The 21,166-nt window shown below is 52.5% G+C and carries 20 protein-coding genes; 4 read left to right on the top strand and 16 right to left on the bottom strand.

Annotated elements, in window-relative coordinates; genetic code table 11:
* Nucleotides 1-20 precede the first annotated feature (20 nt).
* Nucleotides 21-1,136, top strand: coding sequence for a porin OmpC (ompC, locus tag ACOKCT_RS20190; protein WP_420193819.1), 1,116 nt, complete (start codon nt 21-23; stop codon nt 1,134-1,136).
* A 68-nt stretch (nt 1,137-1,204) separates the two neighbouring features.
* Here the strand turns inward: ompC and ACOKCT_RS20185 are convergent, their stop codons facing one another.
* From ACOKCT_RS20185 to ACOKCT_RS20175, 3 genes are all read right to left on the bottom strand, one after another.
* Nucleotides 1,205-1,627, bottom strand: a complete 423-nt coding sequence (locus tag ACOKCT_RS20185; RefSeq protein WP_420193818.1) for a GFA family protein — start codon at nt 1,625-1,627, stop codon at nt 1,205-1,207.
* 83 nt (nt 1,628-1,710) lie between these two features.
* Nucleotides 1,711-2,193: a hypothetical protein gene (locus tag ACOKCT_RS20180; protein ID WP_214422066.1), complete on the bottom strand. Its 483-nt coding sequence runs from the start codon at nt 2,191-2,193 to the stop codon at nt 1,711-1,713.
* A 247-nt stretch (nt 2,194-2,440) separates the two neighbouring features.
* Nucleotides 2,441-2,533 (bottom strand): hypothetical protein, encoded by a 93-nt coding sequence (locus tag ACOKCT_RS20175; protein ID WP_420193817.1) that lies wholly within the window; start codon nt 2,531-2,533, stop codon nt 2,441-2,443.
* Between the two features lie 246 nt (nt 2,534-2,779).
* Here ACOKCT_RS20175 and ttcA point away from each other — a divergent pair, with 246 nt between their 5' ends.
* Nucleotides 2,780-3,715 carry a tRNA 2-thiocytidine(32) synthetase TtcA gene (ttcA, locus tag ACOKCT_RS20170; RefSeq protein WP_103822179.1) on the top strand — a complete coding sequence of 312 codons (936 nt, stop codon included), beginning with the start codon at nt 2,780-2,782 and terminating at the stop codon, nt 3,713-3,715.
* 44 nt (nt 3,716-3,759) lie between these two features.
* On the opposite strand, the gene dbpA is transcribed toward ttcA, so the two are convergent.
* From dbpA to ACOKCT_RS20150, 4 genes are all read right to left on the bottom strand, one after another.
* On the bottom strand, nt 3,760-5,133 hold the full coding sequence (dbpA, locus tag ACOKCT_RS20165; RefSeq protein WP_420193816.1) for an ATP-dependent RNA helicase DbpA: 1,374 nt from the start codon (nt 5,131-5,133) through the stop codon (nt 3,760-3,762).
* 28 nt (nt 5,134-5,161) lie between these two features.
* Nucleotides 5,162-5,338: a hypothetical protein gene (locus ACOKCT_RS20160; RefSeq protein WP_269776161.1), complete on the bottom strand. Its 177-nt coding sequence runs from the start codon at nt 5,336-5,338 to the stop codon at nt 5,162-5,164.
* Nucleotides 5,339-5,620: 282 nt separating this feature from the next.
* Nucleotides 5,621-6,604, bottom strand: a complete 984-nt coding sequence (gene zntB / locus ACOKCT_RS20155; protein ID WP_103179832.1) for a zinc transporter ZntB — start codon at nt 6,602-6,604, stop codon at nt 5,621-5,623.
* Between the two features lie 154 nt (nt 6,605-6,758).
* Nucleotides 6,759-7,727, bottom strand: a complete 969-nt coding sequence (locus ACOKCT_RS20150; RefSeq protein WP_420193815.1) for a methyl-accepting chemotaxis protein — start codon at nt 7,725-7,727, stop codon at nt 6,759-6,761.
* A 693-nt stretch (nt 7,728-8,420) separates the two neighbouring features.
* Here ACOKCT_RS20150 and ACOKCT_RS20145 point away from each other — a divergent pair.
* Both ACOKCT_RS20145 and ACOKCT_RS20140 read left to right on the top strand, forming a co-directional pair.
* A complete protein-coding gene (locus ACOKCT_RS20145) occupies nt 8,421-9,653 on the top strand; it encodes a sensor domain-containing diguanylate cyclase (protein ID WP_263950727.1) in 1,233 nt (410 codons plus the stop codon).
* Nucleotides 9,654-9,706: 53 nt separating this feature from the next.
* Nucleotides 9,707-10,273, top strand: coding sequence for a DJ-1/PfpI family protein (locus tag ACOKCT_RS20140; RefSeq protein WP_103181091.1), 567 nt, complete (start codon nt 9,707-9,709; stop codon nt 10,271-10,273).
* 79 nt (nt 10,274-10,352) lie between these two features.
* Here ACOKCT_RS20140 and ACOKCT_RS20135 read toward each other — a convergent pair whose 3' ends face one another.
* The 9 genes from ACOKCT_RS20135 to ACOKCT_RS20095 form a co-directional block, all read right to left on the bottom strand.
* Complete coding sequence (locus ACOKCT_RS20135; RefSeq protein WP_231736498.1) at nt 10,353-11,588, bottom strand: hypothetical protein; 1,236 nt, start codon at nt 11,586-11,588, stop codon at nt 10,353-10,355.
* A gap of 2 nt (nt 11,589-11,590) precedes the next feature.
* On the bottom strand, nt 11,591-11,854 hold the full coding sequence (locus tag ACOKCT_RS20130; RefSeq protein ID WP_103179835.1) for a PAAR domain-containing protein: 264 nt from the start codon (nt 11,852-11,854) through the stop codon (nt 11,591-11,593).
* 169 nt (nt 11,855-12,023) lie between these two features.
* Nucleotides 12,024-12,983, bottom strand: a complete 960-nt coding sequence (locus tag ACOKCT_RS20125) for a sel1 repeat family protein (RefSeq protein ID WP_236560454.1) — start codon at nt 12,981-12,983, stop codon at nt 12,024-12,026.
* A 150-nt stretch (nt 12,984-13,133) separates the two neighbouring features.
* Complete coding sequence (locus ACOKCT_RS20120) at nt 13,134-14,405, bottom strand: sel1 repeat family protein (RefSeq protein ID WP_420193814.1); 1,272 nt, start codon at nt 14,403-14,405, stop codon at nt 13,134-13,136.
* Entirely contained in the window at nt 14,405-15,298 is an 894-nt protein-coding gene (locus ACOKCT_RS20115) for a phospholipase D-like domain-containing protein (protein WP_420193813.1), read from the bottom strand. Before ACOKCT_RS20115 ends, ACOKCT_RS20120 begins: the two co-directional genes overlap by 1 nt.
* A 127-nt stretch (nt 15,299-15,425) precedes the next feature.
* Nucleotides 15,426-18,818 (bottom strand): ImcF-related family protein, encoded by a 3,393-nt coding sequence (locus ACOKCT_RS20110; RefSeq protein ID WP_420193812.1) that lies wholly within the window; start codon nt 18,816-18,818, stop codon nt 15,426-15,428.
* Nucleotides 18,819-18,839: 21 nt separating this feature from the next.
* Nucleotides 18,840-20,021: a hypothetical protein gene (locus tag ACOKCT_RS20105; RefSeq protein ID WP_420193811.1), complete on the bottom strand. Its 1,182-nt coding sequence runs from the start codon at nt 20,019-20,021 to the stop codon at nt 18,840-18,842.
* Nucleotides 20,022-20,024: 3 nt separating this feature from the next.
* Entirely contained in the window at nt 20,025-20,282 is a 258-nt protein-coding gene (locus tag ACOKCT_RS20100; protein WP_214422072.1) for a PAAR domain-containing protein, read from the bottom strand.
* A 472-nt stretch (nt 20,283-20,754) separates the two neighbouring features.
* The coding region (locus ACOKCT_RS20095) for a formylglycine-generating enzyme family protein (protein ID WP_420193810.1) at nt 20,755-21,166 on the bottom strand (412 nt) is incomplete at its 5' end.

Raw genomic sequence — 21,166 nt, 5'->3', positions numbered from 1 at the left:
TAGCGTAAGGATTAGTCACAATGAAAAGAAAAGTACTGGCTCTCATGATTCCAGCTCTTTTAATGGCTGGCGCAGCAAATGCAGCAGAGGTTTATAATAAAGACGGCAATAAATTAGATCTGTACGGTAAAGTAGACGGTCTGCATTATTTCTCCGACAACAGCGGTGCTGACGGCGACCAGACCTATATCCGTATGGGCATTAAGGGCGAAACCCAGATTAACGATACCCTGACCGGCTACGGTCAGTGGGAATACAACGTCCAGGCAAACAACACGGAAGACGCTGGCAATCAGTCCTGGACCCGTCTGGCGTTTGCCGGTCTGAAAGTCGGCGATTACGGTTCATTTGATTATGGCCGTAACTACGGCGTGCTGTACGACGTGGAAGGCTGGACCGATATGCTGCCAGAGTTCGGCGGCGACTCCTACACCAAAGCCGATAACTTCATGACCGGCCGTGCGAACGGCGTTGCAACCTACCGTAACAGCGATTTCTTTGGCATGGTTGAAGGTCTGAACTTTGCCCTGCAGTACCAGGGTAACAACGAAGGCGATAATAACGGTAACGAAGGCACCAACAACGGCCGTGACGTGCGTTATGAGAACGGTGACGGCTTCGGTATCTCTACCTCCTACGACTTCGGCATGGGCCTCAGCGCAGCGGCGGCCTACACCTCTTCTGACCGTACCAACGACCAGGTGAGCAATACGACTGCGGGCGGCGACAAAGCGGATGCCTGGACCACTGGCCTGAAATATGACGCCAATAATATCTATCTGGCGGCCATGTATTCTGAAACCCGTAACATGACCCCTTATGGTGACGGTAAAAAAGCCAACACGGTAGCCAACAAAACCCAGAACTTTGAAGTTACCGCACAATACCAGTTCGATTCTGGCCTGCGTCCGGTTGTCTCTTACCTGCAGTCGAAAGGTAAAGATCTCGATAACGGCCAGGGCGATCAGGATCTGGTTAAATATGCTGAAGTGGGTGCGACTTACTACTTCAACAAAAATATGTCCACCTATGTGGATTATAAAATCAACCTGCTGGATGAAGATGACCAGTTCTACAAAGACAATGGCATCAGCACCGATGACATCGTCGCATTAGGTCTGGTTTACCAGTTCTGATGAAATGAGCCCGCGTTACGGCGCGGGCTACCTGAGACAAGATAAATGGCCTCTCTGCTGTATAGCGATCACTTCTCCGCTTTCCCCGTTGCGCTATAGCGCAGCACTCCGGCCACCCCTCCGCCGCCATCATTGGGATGAACGCGCCCTTCCATTACCAGAACCTCCGGGAAATCAAACGGCGAGACGCCTTCAATGCAGGCAACGTTAACACCATACTGATCCGGATTTGAGCGACGCTGGTGGAAAGTGTAAATCCCGCAGACAGAACAAAAATAGTGCACAGCCGTCTGGGTGTTGAAACGATACTCGGTCAGCAGCGACTCGCCCTGAATAATCGTGATACCGGATAACGGCGCCGAGACCGCAATCGCCCCACGCATCCGGCAGAATGAACAATTACAGCGGCGGATAGTATTGAACCCGTCAGAGAGCTCAACGGTGAACCGGACCGCACCGCAGTGACACTGAGCAGAAACTCTATTCGACATTACAGGCTCCTTGCGTTAACCATGCCCTCACAGGCGGCGTGACGGCACGCCGCGTCCTGGCTAAGTGTACGCCAGGCTTCCCGTCAGCGCCGGATATATTCCTCCGCGCTCTTTTTCAGATACGCCTCCTGAAAAATCTGTTCTGAATAGGTGAGCTTCATGACGGACGATAAATAGGGGGCGTCGAGTTCTATTAAATCTTCGTCATTCTGGTATTTGGCGTATTTATCACCGGCGAAAGAGATCTGTTTTTTCACCACCACATATTTATGCGCCAGCATACTTTCGACTTCATCGAAACGGCTCTTATCCAGCTCCAGCATAATGGCGGTAATTTTTCCGCTCTTATTGAAGATCACCGCGTTATTTTTCACCCCCTCTAAACCCAGCTCCCGGTTCGGAATGGAGAATATATCGCCGTCGCTCCACTTACTGCGCCCTTCATGCAGGGACGAGGGATAGGCTTTAATAAATTGTTGTAGCGTGGTTTTACCTAACGTCAGCCCCATTGCGGTGGTGTTCGCCCGGGCGAATGAAGACATTGCGATTAAAATGAATATACTCACGATCAGTTGCCACTGTTTGCCCATCGTTATCACCTCATCGTATTAGTCTGTTTTTGCTCACCATCGTCTCTGTTACCTGGCACTCCTCAATCGTACAGGGTCAATTATTAATGGCCTATGCCTCTTTCTGGTGAGTGCACGGCACAGATACAGTACGAGTTACTGAGCGGCAGTGAGACATGTCGCGAAGGTATGTGACGGGGAAAGGCGATAAAAAAGCCACCAGTAAATACTGGTGGCGCGGGTATTACTCACGGTCAGCTATTTTTTTGACGGGTTGGGGTTTTTTATCACCCGATTCCGGCGCCTCGCGCGGGTCATCTTTTTCAACATACTGCATGAGTACCTCCCGTTGTTGTGGATGGACTACTACTATAGCGTTGGTTGCCAATATACAGCCAGGCGGCAAACGGTAAAAAAACCCAACGCGTGGAACAGGATGATTACGCGCTGTAAAACGTGCTGACATTCATCGCCGTAATCCGTACCATACACGCCATACTTTTTCATGTTGACCTGCTGCCCCCCTTTTAATGGGGGAGCCGCCTGAGCTGCTTTAGCCACAAACGAATTGAGCCACTATTAAATGTCGCAAAATCAAGATATTACCAAGAAAGAACAGTATAACCTTAACAAGCTTCAGAAGCGTCTTCGCCGCAATGTGGGTGAAGCCATTGCCGATTACAACATGATTGAAGAAGGCGACCGCATCATGGTCTGCCTGTCTGGCGGCAAAGACAGCTACACCTTGCTCGAAATTTTGCGCAATCTTCAGCAAAGCGCGCCGGTCAATTTTTCGTTAGTGGCCGTCAATCTGGATCAGAAGCAGCCGGGCTTCCCGGAGCATATCCTGCCGGAATATCTGGAGAAGCTGGGCGTCGAATATAAGATTGTTGAAGAGAACACCTACGGCATCGTTAAAGAGAAGATCCCGGAAGGGAAAACCACCTGCTCGCTCTGCTCTCGCCTGCGCCGCGGCATTCTTTACCGTACCGCGACCGAGCTGGGTGCAACCAAGATCGCTCTGGGTCACCACCGCGATGACATTTTACAGACGCTGTTCCTGAACATGTTCTACGGCGGCAAAATGAAGGGTATGCCACCGAAGCTGATGAGCGACGACGGGAAGCACATTGTGATCCGCCCGCTCGCCTACTGCCGCGAAAAGGATATCGAACGTTTTGCCGAGGCCAAAGCCTTCCCGATCATTCCGTGCAACCTGTGCGGCTCACAGCCAAACCTGCAGCGTCAGGTGATTGCCGACATGCTGCGTGACTGGGATAAACGCTATCCTGGCCGAATCGAAACCATGTTCAGCGCAATGCAGAATGTGGTGCCTTCGCACCTCTGCGATATCAACCTGTTTGATTTCAAAGGAATTCAGCACGGTTCTGAAGTGGTAAACGGCGGCGATCTGGCGTTTGACCGCGAAGAGATCCCGATGAAACCGGCGGGCTGGCAGCCTGAAGAGGATGACACCCAGCTTGATGAGATGCGCCTGAACGTTATCGAAGTGAAATGATTTTTAAGCGTCTCAGCATCCGCGCTGAGACGCTTCCCGCCCGCTTATTTCAGCAGACGAACCCGGCAGCTTTTGCCTTTAATCTTGCCGTTTTGCAGCTGTTTCCACGCTTTCTGCGCCACAGACTGACGCACCGCCACATACACGTGCGCCGGATGCACCGCGATTTTACCAATGTCTGCCCCGTCCAGCCCGATATCACCGGTCAGCGCCCCCAGTATATCGCCGGGACGCATTTTGGCTTTTTTACCGCCGTCGATACAGAGCGTTGCCATCTCTGCCGCCAGCGGCGTAATGGTGACGTTAGCCGGGGCATCAACCCAGTTCAGTTTGATTTGCAGCATTTCCGCCAGGATGTTGGCACGCTGTGCCTCTTCCGGCGCGCAGAAACTGATCGCCAGGCCGCTGTTACCGGCTCGCGCGGTACGGCCAATACGATGAACATGTACTTCCGGGTCCCAGGCCAGCTCGAAGTTCACCACCAGCTCCAGGGATTTAATGTCCAGGCCGCGGGCGGCGACGTCGGTGGCGACCAGCACGCGGGCACTGCCGTTGGCGAAACGTACCAGGGTCTGGTCACGGTCGCGCTGCTCAAGATCGCCATGCAGCGCCAGGGCGCTCTGTCCCGCCTCGGCCAGCGCATCGCAGACCGCCTGGCAATCCTTTTTGGTGTTACAGAACACCACGCAGGAGGCAGGCTGGTGAATGCTGAGCAGTTTTTGCAGCAGCGGGATTTTGCCCCGCTGGGTGGTATCAAAAAACTGCTGCTCAATGGCGGGCAGCGCGTCCACAGAATCAATTTCAATGGCGAGCGGATTTTGCTGCACGCGTCCGCTAATGGCGGCGATCGCCTCCGGCCAGGTAGCGGAGAAGAGCAACGTCTGGCGCGTTGGCGGCGCAAATCGGGTCACTTCATCAATGGCGTCGCTAAAGCCCATGTCGAGCATCCGGTCGGCTTCATCCAGCACCAGAGTTTGCAGCGCATCAAGCGAGACGGTGCCTTTCTGCAGGTGGTCGAGCAAACGCCCCGGCGTAGCAACAATAATGTGCGGGGCATGCTGCAAAGAGTCACGCTGTGCCCCGAACGGCTGTCCGCCGCAGAGGGTCAAAATTTTGGTGTTTGGCAGAAAACGCGCCAGACGACGTAACTCTCCTGCGACCTGATCCGCCAGCTCGCGCGTCGGGCAAAGTACCAGCGACTGCGTCTGGAACAGCGTGGCGTCAATCTGCTGTAACAGCCCAAGACCGAAGGCAGCCGTTTTACCGCTGCCGGTTTTGGCCTGTACACGGACGTCGCGTCCTTCCAGGATCGCTGGCAGCGCGGCAGCCTGTACAGGGGTCATGGTCAGATAACCCAACTCGTTCAGGTTATCGAGTTGGGCGGCAGGCAGTACGTTCAGCGTTGAAAAAGCAGTCACAGTTATTCTCGCGGTAAAAGACTCACAGTCAGCAGGCGCGTATCCTCGCAGATCTCCGCCTCTGATGCGACATTTTAATCGGCACTTCGTCCGGTGGTGGATCCGGCATCGGTTGTGGGCGTGGAATCGGATCGGGAACCGGCACCGGATCAGTAGGCACCGGGTCCGATTGCCGCAGGGGTTGCAGCAGCAGTGATAAAAGCATGGCCATATAACCCTCCAGAAGAACGCGTTTGTCTCTTTTAGGTTAGTCGCTGCTGAGTTGCAGGCAAAAAAAAGCCGACTTATTTAAGTCGGCGTCGTACGAATCAATTTTGCTATGCAGTAATTCAAAAAAGGAAGTAAGACAATATGGAGCGCAACGCCCATCGCTTGACGTTGCATTCACCTGCGGAAGAGATATTGCACCTTATGGGTAAATCGTTTTTTGACTTCGCTCAATTAAAATAGCGTTTTAAGAAATTCATGGCGTCGAAAAAATGTAAATTTACAACCATTTACTGCGATGCAACCACCATGCAACACCACCAATCAAAACGACTAACATGATGCAAAACAGTGAGAAGCCGAAGCGGAAATCGCCGCCGGGGATCCCCCCCAGGTTGACGCCAAACAGGCCTGTCAGGAAGGTGCTGGGAAGAAAGACCATCGCCATCAACGACATGGTGTAGGTTCTGCGCGAGAGCGACTCCTGCATCACCTGCGAAATTTCATCGGTCATGACTGCCGTTCGTGCGATACAGGCGTCAATTTCATCCAGCCCGCGCCCCAGTCGCTCGGCGATATCCTGCATTCTGCGACGGTGATCGTCACTCATCCAGGGAAACCGTTCGCTCGCCAGCCGGGCATAGACATCCCGCTGAGGCGCCATATAGCGGCGCATAACAATCAGCTGCTTTCTTAATAACGCCAGAAAACCGCGGGGGGGGATTTGCTGGTCGATGAGATTATCTTCCAGATCGATAATCTTATCGTGCAGCTCTTCGATAAACTCGCTGGCATGATCGGTCAGCGCGTCGCAGACGTCCACCAGCCAGCCTCCACAATCTTGCGGACCGGTGCCCTCTTTTAAATCGCCGACGACATCATCCAGCGCCAGCACTTTGCGCTGCCGGGTCGAGACAATAAGCCGCTCGTCCATATAGAGGCGCATCGCCACCAGCTGGTCCGGGCGCTCATCGGTGCTGCCGTTAATGCAGCGCAGCGTAATCAGTGTCCCCTCGCCCATGCGGGTGACGCGAGGCCGCAGGCTCTCCCCGGCCAGCGCGTCGCGCACGTTATTGGGTAACAACGGCGTAGAGGCCAGCCAGTTGGCGCTCTCCGGGTGGGTATAGTTCAGATGTAGCCAGCAGGGATGCTGCTGATCGATAGTATCGTCGTCGGTGAGCGGCCGCGCCCCGCCTTTTCCATCCAGTAACCACGCAAATACTGCGTCAGGAACGTTAACTTCCGATCCTTTTATGCCTTCCACAGCGCCTCCGCCAGTAGCCTTTCTTTGCTGTCAGTCTAGCCACCCTGCCAGCTTAAGCAATATTTTCTCCCGGCATCGCGCTGAATTTATTCATAAAAGAGATTAATCCGGTTCCCTGGACACGATGAGAAAGCCTGGCGAACCAGGCTTATTATCAGGCTCGTACGGGTAAGGCTCCACCCTCGTACAGGGGCGCCGTGGATGCCGCTTCCAGACGGAAGTTACGGGTACGGGTTTGCAGTTCAACAACCTGATTTTTCAGCACGGCTGATGAACCCGACAGCTCTTCAACCATCACCACGTTACTCTGGGTCATCTGCTCCAGGTCGCTCAACGCCTGGGTGATCTGGACGATGCCCTTTTCCTGCTCGTCGGTAGAGGTGGAGATCTCATCCATCAGTTTGCTGACCTGCCCGGAGCCGCTGACGATGTCGTGCATGTTTTTCTCAGCCTCCGCTACCACCATCGCCCCCTGACTGACGTTGCTGCTGGTGACGTCAATGAGTGACTTGATATTTTTAGCCGCTTCGGCGCTGCGATGCGCCAGGCTACGAACCTCACCCGCCACGACGGAGAAGCCTTTACCATGATCCCCCGCGCGGGCGGCTTCAACCGCGGCATTCAGCGCCAGAATGTTGGTCTGGAAGGCGATGCCATCAATCAGCGTGATGATCTCCGTCATCTGCTGGGCACACTCAGTAATGGAGTGCATGTTGTTGGCAACCTGCCCCATCAGCGCGCCACCTTTTTTTGCCTGAAGCGTGGCGGCACTGGCCTTTTCATTGGCCAGTCGGGTGTTATCTGCCGTATTTTTAGTGGTGGCGGCCATCTGTTCCATGCTGGCGGAGGTCTGAATCAGGGACGCCGACTGTAGCTCGGTTTTAGCGGCCAGCGCCGTGCTGCGGGCGGCGAGCTGTTCCGACAGGGTCATTGCGGTATGGGAAGAAGAGCGGATCTCCCGCACCAGCGTAGCGAGATTGCTGGACAACGTATTGATTCCCGGGATCAACCGGCCTGCACAGTTATTACCAAACTCAGGGATGCTCACCCCCAGGTTGCCCGAGATAACCTCTTCGATGCTCCTTTTCACGGTGTTGATTGGCACAACCAGATATTGCGTCATGTAAACCCACAGAAAAACCCACGCGACGAGAAATAAAGAGTTTAGCAAAATTAACAAAGATGTTTGCGGTGCTAAAAATATAACCAGGCCATCAATAACGATAAACACAACTAGCAGATAACTCAGAATAAAAGTCCTCACACTTATATTTCTAAGCATAATAGATCCTACAGCGGTATTTTCAGAAGGTAATCACTATATAGCATTCAGTTTTTATTTTTTCACTCTGATTTCGCAGAGGCAAAGTTTTAATATTTAACATTTTATAATTTGCGTTAGGGAGAAACTTAATTTCACAAACACTCCTGTAAACAAATACGCTTTCAAAATCAGCCTGCTCTTATGACCATTAGCGCTACAAATGGTTGGTATCGCTATTTAAACCTTTATACTTAAGCCACAAATCAGTTTCGACAGAGAATATTTAGCTATGCTTAAATAACGTAGCGTGAATAACAAAAATTGTATTAATGCTTTTAACAGCAGCGATCTGATAGTGAATTAAACAGTTGGTTTCACGTGACAGCGGCGAATGAAAATTTACCAGTTGGTAAATTTAATACGAAATTCATACGGATATCACAAAAAAATCCTGTCCGATCGGATGAACTAGAGTATGTTTCAGAGAAGCCCACGCGTACCGCTCCGTCGTGGTCCTCAGGTATTTGAAGTGCCAATAAATGAGACTGACCTATGTCGCCTTCAGGGTTTGATGCACTGGACATGCTTAGAACGCCCGTATGGTTGGTATCCCCGATAACGGAGGATGTGCTGTTCGCCAATACGGCAGCCAAAATGCTCATGCAGAATGCGACGCTGGATGTCCTGCGTAAAGGCGTTTGCTCGGCCCATGCGCAGGCGACGCTTGCGATGTATGTTCCCGATTTAAAGGCACGTCAGGAGATCGTCGAAGTCTGGAGCGTGCGGGTCGATGACCAGCCAACCAGCCTTACCTGTCACCTCTCGTTGGCCGTTTTTGACACGATCGGTGAGGTGATTGTCTTCGAAGGCGTCGCCCGACAGCCGGTAACGGGACTTAAAGCCACTCGCTCAGGCACCTATCAGCGCAAGAAACAGGGCTTCTACGCCCGCTTTTTCCAGACCAACAGCGCCCCGATGCTGTTAATCGACCCTGCCCGCGACGGCCTGATTGTGGATGCGAATCTCGCAGCCCTCAATTTTTATGGCTACAGCCACGAAGAGATGTGCAGCAAGCACACCTGGGAGATCAACACGCTGGGACGCAATATTATGCCGGTGATGATGGAGATCGCGCGCCTGCCCGGCGGCCATAAACCGCTCAACTTTATCCATCGCCTTGCCGACGGAACGACCCGGCACGTACAAACCTATGCCGGCCCCATTGAGATCTACGGCGATAAGCTGATGCTCTGCATCATTCATGATATCACCGAGCAAAAACGGCTTGAGCAGGAGCTGGAACACGCCGCACTGCGCGACTCGCTTACCGGGCTGCTCAACCGCCGCCAGTTTTATCACCTCACCGATCAAACCTCACCAAACCATCTGCCGGCACAGCAGGAGTTCAGTCTGTTGCTGGTGGATACCGATCATTTTAAGCGTATCAACGATCTGTTTGGGCATCAGAAAGGCGATGAGGTGTTGATTGCCCTCGCGCGGATGCTGGAAAGCGGTAGCCGTAAAGATGATTACGTGTTCCGCTGGGGCGGCGAGGAGTTTGTCCTGCTGCTGCCCCGCACGTCACTGGATGCGGCCATGCAGATCGCAGAGACACTGCGCACGGCAATCGCCCGCATTGCCATTCCCGGTCTACCCCGCTTTACTGTAAGTATTGGCGTTGCGCGGCATAACCCGGACGAGAGTATCGACGATCTGTTTAAGCGCGTGGACGATGCGCTCTATCGCGCCAAAAATGATGGTCGTAACAAAGTGCTGGCGGCGTAACTGCGCCTGCTGGCGTCCTCTGTTTTTCACTTTATTTTTGAGGAGTGGTGATGATGAGCAAGAAGATCCTGATGCTGGTCGGCGATTACGCGGAAGATTATGAAACCATGGTCCCCTTTCAGGCTTTGCAGATGATTGGCCATCAGGTTGATGCGGTCTGCCCTGATAAAGCTAAAGGCGATTTTATCATGACGGCGATCCATGATTTTGACGGTGCCCAGACCTACAGCGAAAAGCCCGGCCACCGCTTTGTTCTCAATGCCGATTTTACTACGGCGAAAGAGGCAGATTACGATGCCCTGTTAATTCCCGGCGGACGCGCGCCGGAATATTTACGCCTGAATGAGAAGGTACTCGAACTGGTGCGGGCCTTTGACAAGGCAGGTAAGCCGATTGCCGCCGTTTGCCACGGCCCACAGCTGCTGGCTGCCGCTGGCGTTCTTAAAGGACGAACCTGTAGCGCCTACCCGGCCTGCGCGCCAGAGGTCCGCCTCAGCGGTGGCGAGTATGCCGATATTGGCATCGACCAGGCGCACGTCGACGGCAATCTGGTTACTGCGCCCGCCTGGCCTGCCCATCCGCAGTGGCTGGCAAAATTTGCTGAGGTATTGCAGCAGTAAGCGGCTAAAGAGAGCCGTGACAGGCTGGTGGTTTCAGGCCAGCCTGTCGATATAGTTATTAATTGCTGACATCCATTTTTTAGCTCTTTATTTCAGAAGCAGATGTCACCATCGTCACCCACAATGGTCGGTCAACGACGCCTTCGCCACTTATAGTAAGCTGCGGTTTACCCTCGGAAATGTGTTCAACTGCACACGCAATCACTGACCAGGGTGCAGCAGGACCAGGATAGCCCAGGCTAGTGTCCAGATTGTACAAATCCTGTCCTATGTTTACAGGGCTCGACATGGCCATCAGTCCTGTAGCGATAGCCTGACTCCACTTCGCATTAACCCCTACCAGCCAGCCCACTGAAACGTCTTTAGCCTGGATCGGAACCCAATCTAACGCGCGTTCAAGCGCATAATGAAAATCTTCATTACTCATCCCATGCATACGCTCCGGGCGATGTAAGAGAGCTAGCGGCTTCAGGCTATCAGCTTCCTGTGGATGGCTTCTCAGCAATAAACCAACCACAACCTCTGCTGTCCCTTCAATCTCTTCGGGAGCCACCTGCACTGCGACGATCAATAACATCGCCCGGCTATCCATATTACCGTCCAGCCATTCATCCACCACCTCAAGCCCTCTGCCTTCAATATACGTTACTGGTTGCCGGATCTGGCTTGCAGCCCAGCACCGGTGCCAGATTAACTGTATCTGACGTTGAGACAATCGACTGTTGCTCTCCACAAGCACTGTGAGGGGTATATCGGCTGGAACAGATGCGAGCGCGTGACTCATTTCCTCGAGGGTATCACTTAATTCTCTACTCAAAAGCTGTTCTGGCGTCTCGTCATCAATAAGAGCCAGCCGGCTATGACGTTTACCTTCATCACTTTGCCAGGAGGCTTGAGTTCTTAAAGCCTGATTCTTACCCTGCAGAGCCTTCCTTTGCATTTGGCCATCTCTATCGCCATGCTCACGCAGAGCAGTGCGCAGACTGACATCTAAAACAGCCAGGCAACGTCGCCCCCTTTGGATTTGGTGTTGAAGAATTTGTTCACGTACTTCATTACTCCCATCAGCCGTTGCTTGTACTCCTCTATACCAGACGATGCGTACCAACAGCAGGCTCATCCAAATCAGGGCTGGAAATACAAGCGCCGTTTCCCAAAACTCTGCTGCATCAATTACAGATTTCCCTTGGTTGTTCAGAATTGCCCAGGCCGTACCGACCAGGCATCCGCCCAGCAGTAATAACAGCCATAGCCACCATTTGGGCAATTCGGGCTGGGGAGCGGGTGCAGGAATTTGTTTCAGATTTACAGGCATATTTAACGTACCGCCGCTTGTGGCAAGCTGGAAATTAACTGGCAGCCACAAGCGCACCGGTGGCCATGGAATGCAACGGGTACACCGTGATCCATAAAAGTGGGATGCCCTTCAGCAATAACATTTTGTCCATGACCTATGATTGGGCAAAATACAGGATCCCCCAACCGCGCCACGCCGATGCCCCCAAATTTCATATTAAGGGAGCCACTTAGCACTTTACCTCCACCGGTATGCGTATCGCCTATACGAATGATTCCTTTCATGGGTTTACTCCCCTTAGTTGCGTTAACAACGCTGCGATCGCTTACTGCTCATAATAAAGAGCAGTAAGTGATGCATTTGTTTTGGATAAAAATCAATTAGCTGCAGAAACGCATAGCCGCTTATGGAGCTCAACTTGCCGCTGCGACACAGCAGCCGGGCTAGGCTGGTTTAGTCGAAATCAGGGGATTCGGGCAGCGGCCTGCCCGTCTCCGGGTTGAGCTGCTTCGCTTTCGCCAGCGCCGCTATCAGCGCCGCGCTGGGTTTTGGCGGTGGCACATTGGCCTTCCACGCTTCCAGCCATTTAAGTTTTCCGTCCCACTCAGGGAGCGGCGCAGGGGGGAGAGGTACGATATCATTGATTTCCGGAACCGTAGGGTGGGCCCAGGAGTATTTTGCCAGCACTTTGCCTATCTGCTCGTAACGCCGGGCACGCTCCGAATCTTTTTCTAACGCCAGATAGAACAGTCTGTCCGTTGGTTCGGGGCCGGCAAAACCGTGCCCCAGGAAACCCGCAGAACCTGAGTCTCCCGCTCTCACCCCCAACTGGAATGCCTCAACTGCCTCCGGATATTTTTTCTCAATCGCAAGCATATTGCCTAATGAATTAGCCGCTTTCCCCTCTTCCTGCTTAGCAGCACAGTAGAGCATCTGCATGGCTATCTGTGGTGCCATTTTTGCCGGAGAAAGTTTTTCACCGATATAAGCCTGTGCCTGAGGGTTACCCTCATCCGCCGCCTTGCGGTAATAGCGCAGCGCCATCTCCGGATCCTGCGCCAGTCCTGCCGCACCGTGCTCCAGATAGATGGCAATAAAGTAGTATCCGGTCGCTATTTTTGCATCGATCAGTTGCTGGCTCAGGCGCAGACGCTCAGGACTGCTCAGCGAAAAACGCCCGCGCAGTGCCCCGTTCTGCAGGTTGATACTGGCTTTGTAATGCCCGTTTTCTGCCGCGATACGATACAGGCGCGCAATTTCCGTATCCAAATCTTTATCCCGGTTGATCAGGTTGTTTTTCTGCAACCAGCGGGCATAGTTAAACAGCACATCTGCATCAGCATCTGCTTCAGGAATAATCTGGTGTTTACAGGTAAACGCCAGCCGGGGGTTAATATCGGTCAGCGGGTTCATGGGCGCATTCCTGTAGGTAATGCTCTGGTCACAGGCGACCAGTAACAGGCAGCCCAGCACTGTCTGTATGACTGTCCTTTTCATCCCTCTCACTCTCTTTCCCTAATGTCAGTGCATTAACGCCAGCGATAACTCGCTGCCGGAAGAGTCTTACGCCTCGCCCACCAGACGCCAGTCCACCGGTCTTTCCTCCCGGAGCCACTTATCCTGCAGCGGCCAGGGGCGTGAACGAAACATCTCCACCGCCTGTGTCGGCATCACAGTACCCTCGCGGAAGTAACGGATAGTGTTATCAGCGGAGCCATCATGGGGTATCCATGCCGGCTGCCAGTAGCCGCTTTTGGGGCACGGCTCACCGCTGCGGCACATCAGCTGCGCCACGCTGTCCTTCTCGAAATCCGGGGATTCGGGCAGCGGCCTGCCCGTCTCCGGGTTGAGCTGCTTCGCTTTCGCCAGCGCCGCTATCAGCGCCGCGCTGGGTTTTGGCGGTGGCACATTGGCCTTCCACGCTTCCAGCCATTTAAGTTTTCCGTCCCACTCAGGGAGCGGCGCAGGGGGGAGAGGTACGATATCATTGATTTCCGGAACCGTAGGGTGGGCCCAGGAGTATTTTGCCAGCACTTTGCCTATCTGCTCGTAACGCCGGGCACGCTCGTCGTCTTTTGGCAGGCCCAGATAGTACAGAGTATTTGTTGGTTCGGGGCCAGCAAAACCGTGCTCCATGAAACTGGCTGAACCTGAATCTCCTGCTGCAACTCCTAGCTGGAATGCCTCAACGGCTTCCGGATATTTATCATCAATTGCAAGCATTATTCCTAATGATTTAGCAGCTTTCCCTGCACCCTGCTTAGCAGCACAGTTGAGCATCTGCATGGCTACCTGCGGAGCCATTTTTGCCGGAGACAGTTTTTCACCTACATAAGCTTGGGCCAGGGGATTCCCCTCATCTGCCGCCTTGCGGTAATAGCGCAGCGCCATCTCCGGATCCTGCGCCAGTCCTGCCGCACCGTGCTCCAGATAGATGACAATAAAGTAGTATCCGGTCGCTATTTTTGCATCAATCAGCCGCTGGCTCAGGCGCAGGCGCTCAGGACTGCTCAGCGAAAATCGCCCGCGCAGTGCCCCGTTCTGCAGGTTGATACTGGCTCTATAGTGCCCGTTTTCCGCCGCGATACGGTACAGACGCGCAATTTCCGCATCCACGGTTTTATCCCGATCAATCAGATTGTTTTTCTGCAACCAGCGGGCATAGTTAAACAGCACATCTGCATCAGCATCTGCTTCAGGAATAATCTGGTGTTTACAGGTAAATGCCAGCCGGGTGTTAATATCGGTCAACGGGTTCATGCGTGCATCCTTGTGGGTATTGTTCTGGTCACAGGCAACCAGCAGCAGGCAGGACAAAAGTAAAAGTCGTTTCATCAGTCCAGATCGCTCAGTGTCGATTTTTTGTACAAAAATTTAATTAGTGAGGCAGCAGGTACCAGCTTTTTTCGCTGTAGATTTTCATTTTCATCCAGAAATTTCTGCCATTCCTTAAACGCATCTTCAGCATTATCCTGCCCCCCTTTCCCATTAGTATGCAGATTCCATAACCGCCGCCGTAAATCCCGCGTCACGCTAGCCCACTCATGAGCAATATTCATTTCACTGTCCACCTGCATACTGCGCGTATTGATATTGGCTGAGCCATGTGTGGTAAACACATCATTCACAATCATTAATTTGGAATGAATATAAACAGGCATCCATTCATCCGCCGGCGAGTCTGGTGCGACTAATGAACAGATATGAACCTTCAAGCCGGGGCGTTCTTCAGGCAGTATCTCACTGTTTTGAATTTCATCCGCCCTCTTTTTAAAATCAGCAATTCTCTCACTTACCTCGCGGTTATATTTATGTATTTCGCCCGGGTCGATATACCCAGGCGCACTACTGAACCTTTCTTTACTAAGTTGGCCGACCTTACGCAGTCTGGTCACTTCAGGAATAGTATTAGCCTGGCCGAGCGTCTCCAGCATGCGCTGGGTATTAACGGTTCCGGCGCCAATACCTTCATCTGTTACGTTAGTCACAACAAAAAGATATAATTCGCGTCCCGCTTTACTCTGTCTTTCCGCAATCTGATTAATCAGTTCCGCCAGCGGCGGCCAGCGGAAATACTGATTTTCGATATAGATAAATTGTGTCGCATTATTCACCGCCTTCAGATAGAGCGTCTCAATATCCTGTTTCCCTGCCTGCACCTGAGTTCGTAATAACTGTGCCAGTAATGGAGTGCCGTAATCAGGTCTTGGTTTAAGATTTTTAGCCACAACGGCAGCATTACGGATAGTCAGCAGATCCTGACCGGTTTCTTTACGCCACGCCGTGGCAAAATTATGGTGAAGATGCTCCAGAATCGGGCCGGTGACCTGGCTGGAAATATCCTGCCGCGGCAGTTTACCATTCTGTCTGTAAACCAGTTACTGATGCCCTGACGCTGAATATGGCTTTCGGAAGAGTGAAGTTACGTAACTTCAGCAGCGCCAACGGCCCTTCGCCAGCCTCGGTTCGCAGGGTATAGTTCAACGGCCTGCCGTCGTGCGCTCGCCAGCTCAGACTCCAGCTGCTTCCCGATCCGGCATAACGACTTACGGTGGCCTGATCAAGCAGGCGAATCCAACCCCAGACGCCGGACATGTCAGCATACTGCCGTGTTCCGGCCTGGGTGCTTACCCAGCTGAGGGCCGCACCTGGACCCTCTGTATCAGCAGGCCAGTTAATCCTTTTCCAGGTGGGCATCTGATTCATATAGGTGAGCTTCTGGCTGTCGATCACCAGCGTGGTTTGCATAATGCCATCGGCCGTACCGGGGCGAAGCTCAAACGACAGCCCGGCCTCCCCTCGAGTAAACACCACATCAGAAATGTGGCTCAGGGTATCCACTGCCTGTAAGAATTCCGGATTAAAGGTCAGGCCCTGAGCGTTGATGCTGTCCGGTACCCAGTGACTCCCCTCTTTATGGAGCACGCCATTAAGTCGGGTCTGCAAAAAGCGGGTGATACGCCCGGAATCGGCATTAAGGTATTTCGCCAACAAAGGAAGCGACACCTCGCCGCTCGCATCTTTAAACGGATATCGTCCACCAAAAGCCGTATTCCAGTCATTTACCACTGCACTTTGCCACTGCGAGTTAAGGCTTTCTGCTGCAGGCGTCAGTACCTGTTGCCAGGCCTGCTCCATCGGACGCACAAATACCGTCTGCCCGAAACCACTCCACTCCTGGCCGAGCCCCGCCGCCACCAGACTGCCGTAATCGCGGGTTTCGGTTAAATCCACCGCCTTACCCTGAAACACGGTCTGCGCCAGTGCCTGGGTCATCGCCTGCGGGTCAGCAGCATTGGTCACCTGCTGAAGGCGCAGGCGAACCTGGGTAACGCGTGTGAGAAAAGTCTGTAGATTCAGGTTACTGGTTTGCGTTCCACCATCCCGGCTAACCATCAATGCCAGTACGGGGCCGAAAGTCGCATCCAGTGGACCGTGCGTACCCCCGCTCTGGTCAATGACTGGCTGTTTATCACTGCCCAGAAGGTGTTTAGCGGATTTCACCAGTGAATCCGCTATCGCTTCACCGGTCTCTCCGGCGCGTCCCTGAACGTTAAGAGTATTCATCAGCGCCACCAGTGGAGACTGACGGACATCAGCCATCAAAGTAAGCTGATCAATAGCATCTGACAGGGTGGCTACTTTTCGAAGCCGCAGGCTGTTGAGAAAATCCAGCCAGGCGCCGCTGTAATCCGCGAAATAGCGTGCCGTCAGGCGTTGTTTCAGCGCCTCCGGCGAGACCTGCTGCGTCATGCGTTGCTGGCTGTCACTCAGCACCCAGTCCATTTCTTCGCGACGTTCCTTTACTATCTTATCGATGGCGGGCAGTACCGCTTCGTCCCAGGCCTGTCGGGTAAACATGCCCGGTACCACCTCATCGGTGGTGAACAGGCGCTCGGCGTCTGTGTCACCGGTCATGTCCGCCAGACGCATATCGGCATACTGGTTCGCCACCTGAGCGAGCATCTTCTGGTAGAGCGTGGACTCGCTGTTGCGCCTCCCCATCTGGCCTATTAACAGAGTGCGAGCCTGGCTCACCAGCATATCGTCGGCATGCAAACGCCACTGAGGATGTGACGCAAGGCTGGCACCGTAAAATTCCAGCAACGATCGCCCACTGCCCTGCCAGATACTGCTGGTTGAGCCTGAAGGCTGCGGCCAGTTACGCATCAGCGTGGCGGAGAACCACGCGGCGTCCATTTTTTCCGGACGTGCGAGCATCAGGTATAGCTTTAACTGATCGTAAGCGGATTTTGCCAGCCTTTCACGCAGCGGGCTTTCTGGAGGGAGTTGCACGAATGCATACAGCTCCTGGTGAAGATGCTTTGCAGCCGCATCGCGCAATAGCGGCTGTGCCAGTTCCCCGTAGCGCGGATAGAGTGCCGACAGCAGAGCATTGTTCTGGCTCAGGCCGCCACGGGTGTACCAGGGTACGCCGTGCCGTGAGCGGTATTCCAGCCGGGCAAGGGTCTTCTGTAGTTCAGTCAGGGCCTGCAAATGTGCTACCGGCGGCTGCTTTTCTGCCGACGCCTTCTGCAGTTGCTCCTGTGCAGTTGCCACCAGACTGCGGTTTGCAATAAATGAGACAGCCATCGACGCGCCCCAAAGGAGGAGCAGAGCAGCAGCGGTGAGGGCATATGCCTTCGTCCAGGAAAACCCCGTTTTCTGCGCCTGTAGTCCAGCGGGTAAAGAGAGAACAGAATCCTGAATGATATCCCAGCGGTTATCACGTCCCCAGTGATGTTTCACGCTGCGTTCACCGCCGACAGTCGCCGGGCTGAAGACCACGCCGGCCAGCGGCAGCGGACGGTACGGATTAACCAGCACTGATAACGGCTCCGCTACCGTTTCCGGTTTACGGGTAAGCTGATCGGCCAGGCTGAGCAGGAAATGATATTGTGGGTCAGTGCATGCCTGCTGTATCCCCTGCCCGGTCAGGTGCGGTATCAATCCGGCCAGTTGTGCGGCGAGCGTCTGCGGAGAGCATTTTGCGGGCAACAGGCAGCCCACTGGCTGAGTGATGCGTCCCGGCTGGTCACCGGAACAGGAATGCAGCGACCAGACATACAGGGGAAGTTTCCAGCCCAAGACTACATAGCGGCGGCTCAGGGCATGGGATAGTAAATCCATGGTGTCCAGTGAGAGTGCGGGACTCGCGCTGCCCTCTATATCTGGCAGTCTGTCCAGACCTGACGTCACCCAAACCATACCGTCCGCGGGGCGACGGCGCAGTTTACGTAGAGCAATCAGCCAGTCGGAATCCAGATGGGTCGCCGGATCACCCCCCCACAGCAACAGTGTTCCCTGATCTTCCTGCCAGAGTTCCTGCGTGAGTTTTGGGGTGAGCCGCTCAATATCAGCCACGCTTCCGGTAACGAGCAAAATACGGGTTTTGCGTGACCATGTGCGACCGTAAATATGGCGAAGATACAGACGAATACTCTTGAGCTCCTCATTGTATTTGCCCACTTGAGCAGATAATAAATCGTCCCGATGAGGTCTTTTGCCTGACAATTCCCGGAGTTGCTGGATAAAGCTCTGTGAGATGAACCACTGCCCCAGCCGGGCAAATACATCGTCAAAGAACAGAATAAATAAACAAGCACCAGCTACAGCCAGCGATAAAGCCAGTTTTTCCTCTGTAGTAATAAGATGAACGAGAGGGTTTTCAATCCAGATAAGAAAGCCACCGACGACCACAATCAGCAGGATAATTAACCATGAACTGAGGCGCTTTTTCTTTTTCACATCGCTTTCCTTTGCGTAAGATTAAGCGGGACGGACAATCACCATTTGTATGGTTTTAGCGTCAGCTATCAGCCATTGAGCCAACCCTGAAACAGTAGCGTGCTCACAAGCGCAAATTAACATGATGTTGCCTACAGCCGTCCCCGGTTTGCCAAAAACATCATCCAAAATCATTTCTCCTTTCTTTCCTTTCAAATAGTCCTGCTTATCCATTGATTGAAGAAGGTTAACCAGCACATCGCCATTTACCTGCGAGCGCCATAAATACCAGGGTGAATCGGGGGTCATCTTTCCCCAGCAAGCCACATCAGTAACAGATTCGTCATTTCTATCAACAACAACCGGACGATGTATCCAAATTTGCGGCTTTGTGTGCTGCCGCTCCAGCCATGAGGGAGATGCCAGCAATAGGGCAGATACTGATTCCGCTTGTTGATTGCGGGGCTGGAGAAACAAATTGATCTCAATGGAAAGAACAAGCGATGCATCTTTCCTGTCAAGCCATTCATCTATCCACATCACTCCATCGTTATGCTTAACAATATTGACTCTATGTACAGCAACTGATGCCGGAAATATCTTTTGCCAGATATCGAGAATATGTTCATTGTCCAGCGTGCCATCATGAAGAAGGCGGACAGACAGATTACCGGTAAACTGAAGCAACTCAGCATTCAGTTGGCTGACAACATGTTTAAGTAATGACTCAAGCCGTGACTGATATCCTGTTTCAAGGAATATTGTTAATGGAGGAGAAAGTGAGGCCGTAGTCAGCACAGACTGGTGGGTCAGAGAATACTGTGTCTGAAGGGCTGTCCCACCTCGTAAAAGCGCTACAACAAGTTTGTTACTGGCAATCGGTGTAACATAGCTCATTCCCAGTACGCCAACTGCTCGTTGACCCAGAATAATTTGCTCGTCATACTGTTTCTGATGTAAATGATTCCACCAAAGTATGCCATCGCGTTTGTTCTCATAGTGCCGCAACCGGATAATGTAACCTGCCAGCCCAAAAGCGAAAGGGGTCACCAGCGTACAGTACCAGAACCAGGCAGAATGCGTGGATAGCCCCCTGGGCCAGAGATAAAGCGCCAGTGTTGCCCCCGCAACCACACATAATGCAATTACGATTAACCAGCGCGACTTATCCGGAGGAAGAGGTAGCTGCTTCATCTTCGGGTTTTGTTTAAGATCAACTGGCATAAATTAGCGCTTTCCGGCATTGGGTAATGAAGAAATCAACGTACAACCACAGCCACAACGATGACCATGCAGAGCAACTGGCTTTCCATTAATCTTTGAGCCTTCATCACCCTCTATAATATAAGTCTTGCCATGTACGGGACAGAATACTTTATCCATTAGGCAGGCTACTTCCAGCCCCATAAATTTCACACCGGAACTACCTTCAAGTACGGTGCCACCATGGGTAGTTTTATCATAAATACGAATAACACCATGCATAATCCCTCCTTATGCCAGAAAATACATCGTCCCGAATAAGACTATCAATATAAGAATCGACCAAGCCAAATTGAAACAATACTTACCAACAAAGCTTTTTTCGATCCCCCAACCGGATTTATTAATCACCTCAAAAACAGGTTTTTTCTATCTGCGTTACTAAATTCATCAGAGTGTTGTTCTCCAATCGTACCATCCGTTTTTATTCCCCATGATTTTCCGAAACTAAACTCCTTGCGCCTTCCCCATTGCGCTTGTTTCTTGAAACCAACTCGGCCTGTACTTATCCCCGCTTTGATTGTCGGGTATTGACTCAGATCACAGCTCGCGCAACTGATTAATAAACCAGAAAAACCACTGTTTAATAAAACAATTTTTAATGATCTGTCCCTGACACCGGAACTCGCTCAAGAACGGTTCCGCCAGGGGAGTTTTGTCATTAATACGAATGCATAAAAATCTACCTGCAAAATTAATGCTCGACTGGTTCAGAAAGGTTGACCACACAACGTGCTGTTTGGTTAGGTAAAACTATACTGTCTTCAGGAACACGCGGTGAACGAAAGGTTCGTCCCACTGTTGAACCAACTATTCCATTGTAGGTATCTGAAGACCTCGCCACTTTCTGATATCCCTTTCCTTTGTATTTGAACTCAGGTTTTTCAGGTCCCTGAGGATCCTTTGTGGGTGAGTTTTTATAATAATCAGGATCATACCAGTCACTGACCCATTCGAAGCCGTTTCCGGCCATGTCGTAGATACCAAGGGGGTTGGGTGGAAAAGCATCACCCGGTAAGCTGGAGTAAGACCTCAGATGGGTTCCACTTTTTAAGGCATATTGTTGCCTGTCAAATTCAGTACCAAGATTGATGCCCCTGTTTTTT

Origin of the sequence: Leclercia sp. M-A074-M, from assembly GCF_965195605.1 — a bacterium.
Classification (GTDB): Bacteria; Pseudomonadota; Gammaproteobacteria; order Enterobacterales; family Enterobacteriaceae; genus Enterobacter.
This window is presented reverse-complemented; position numbering and strand designations above follow the sequence as displayed.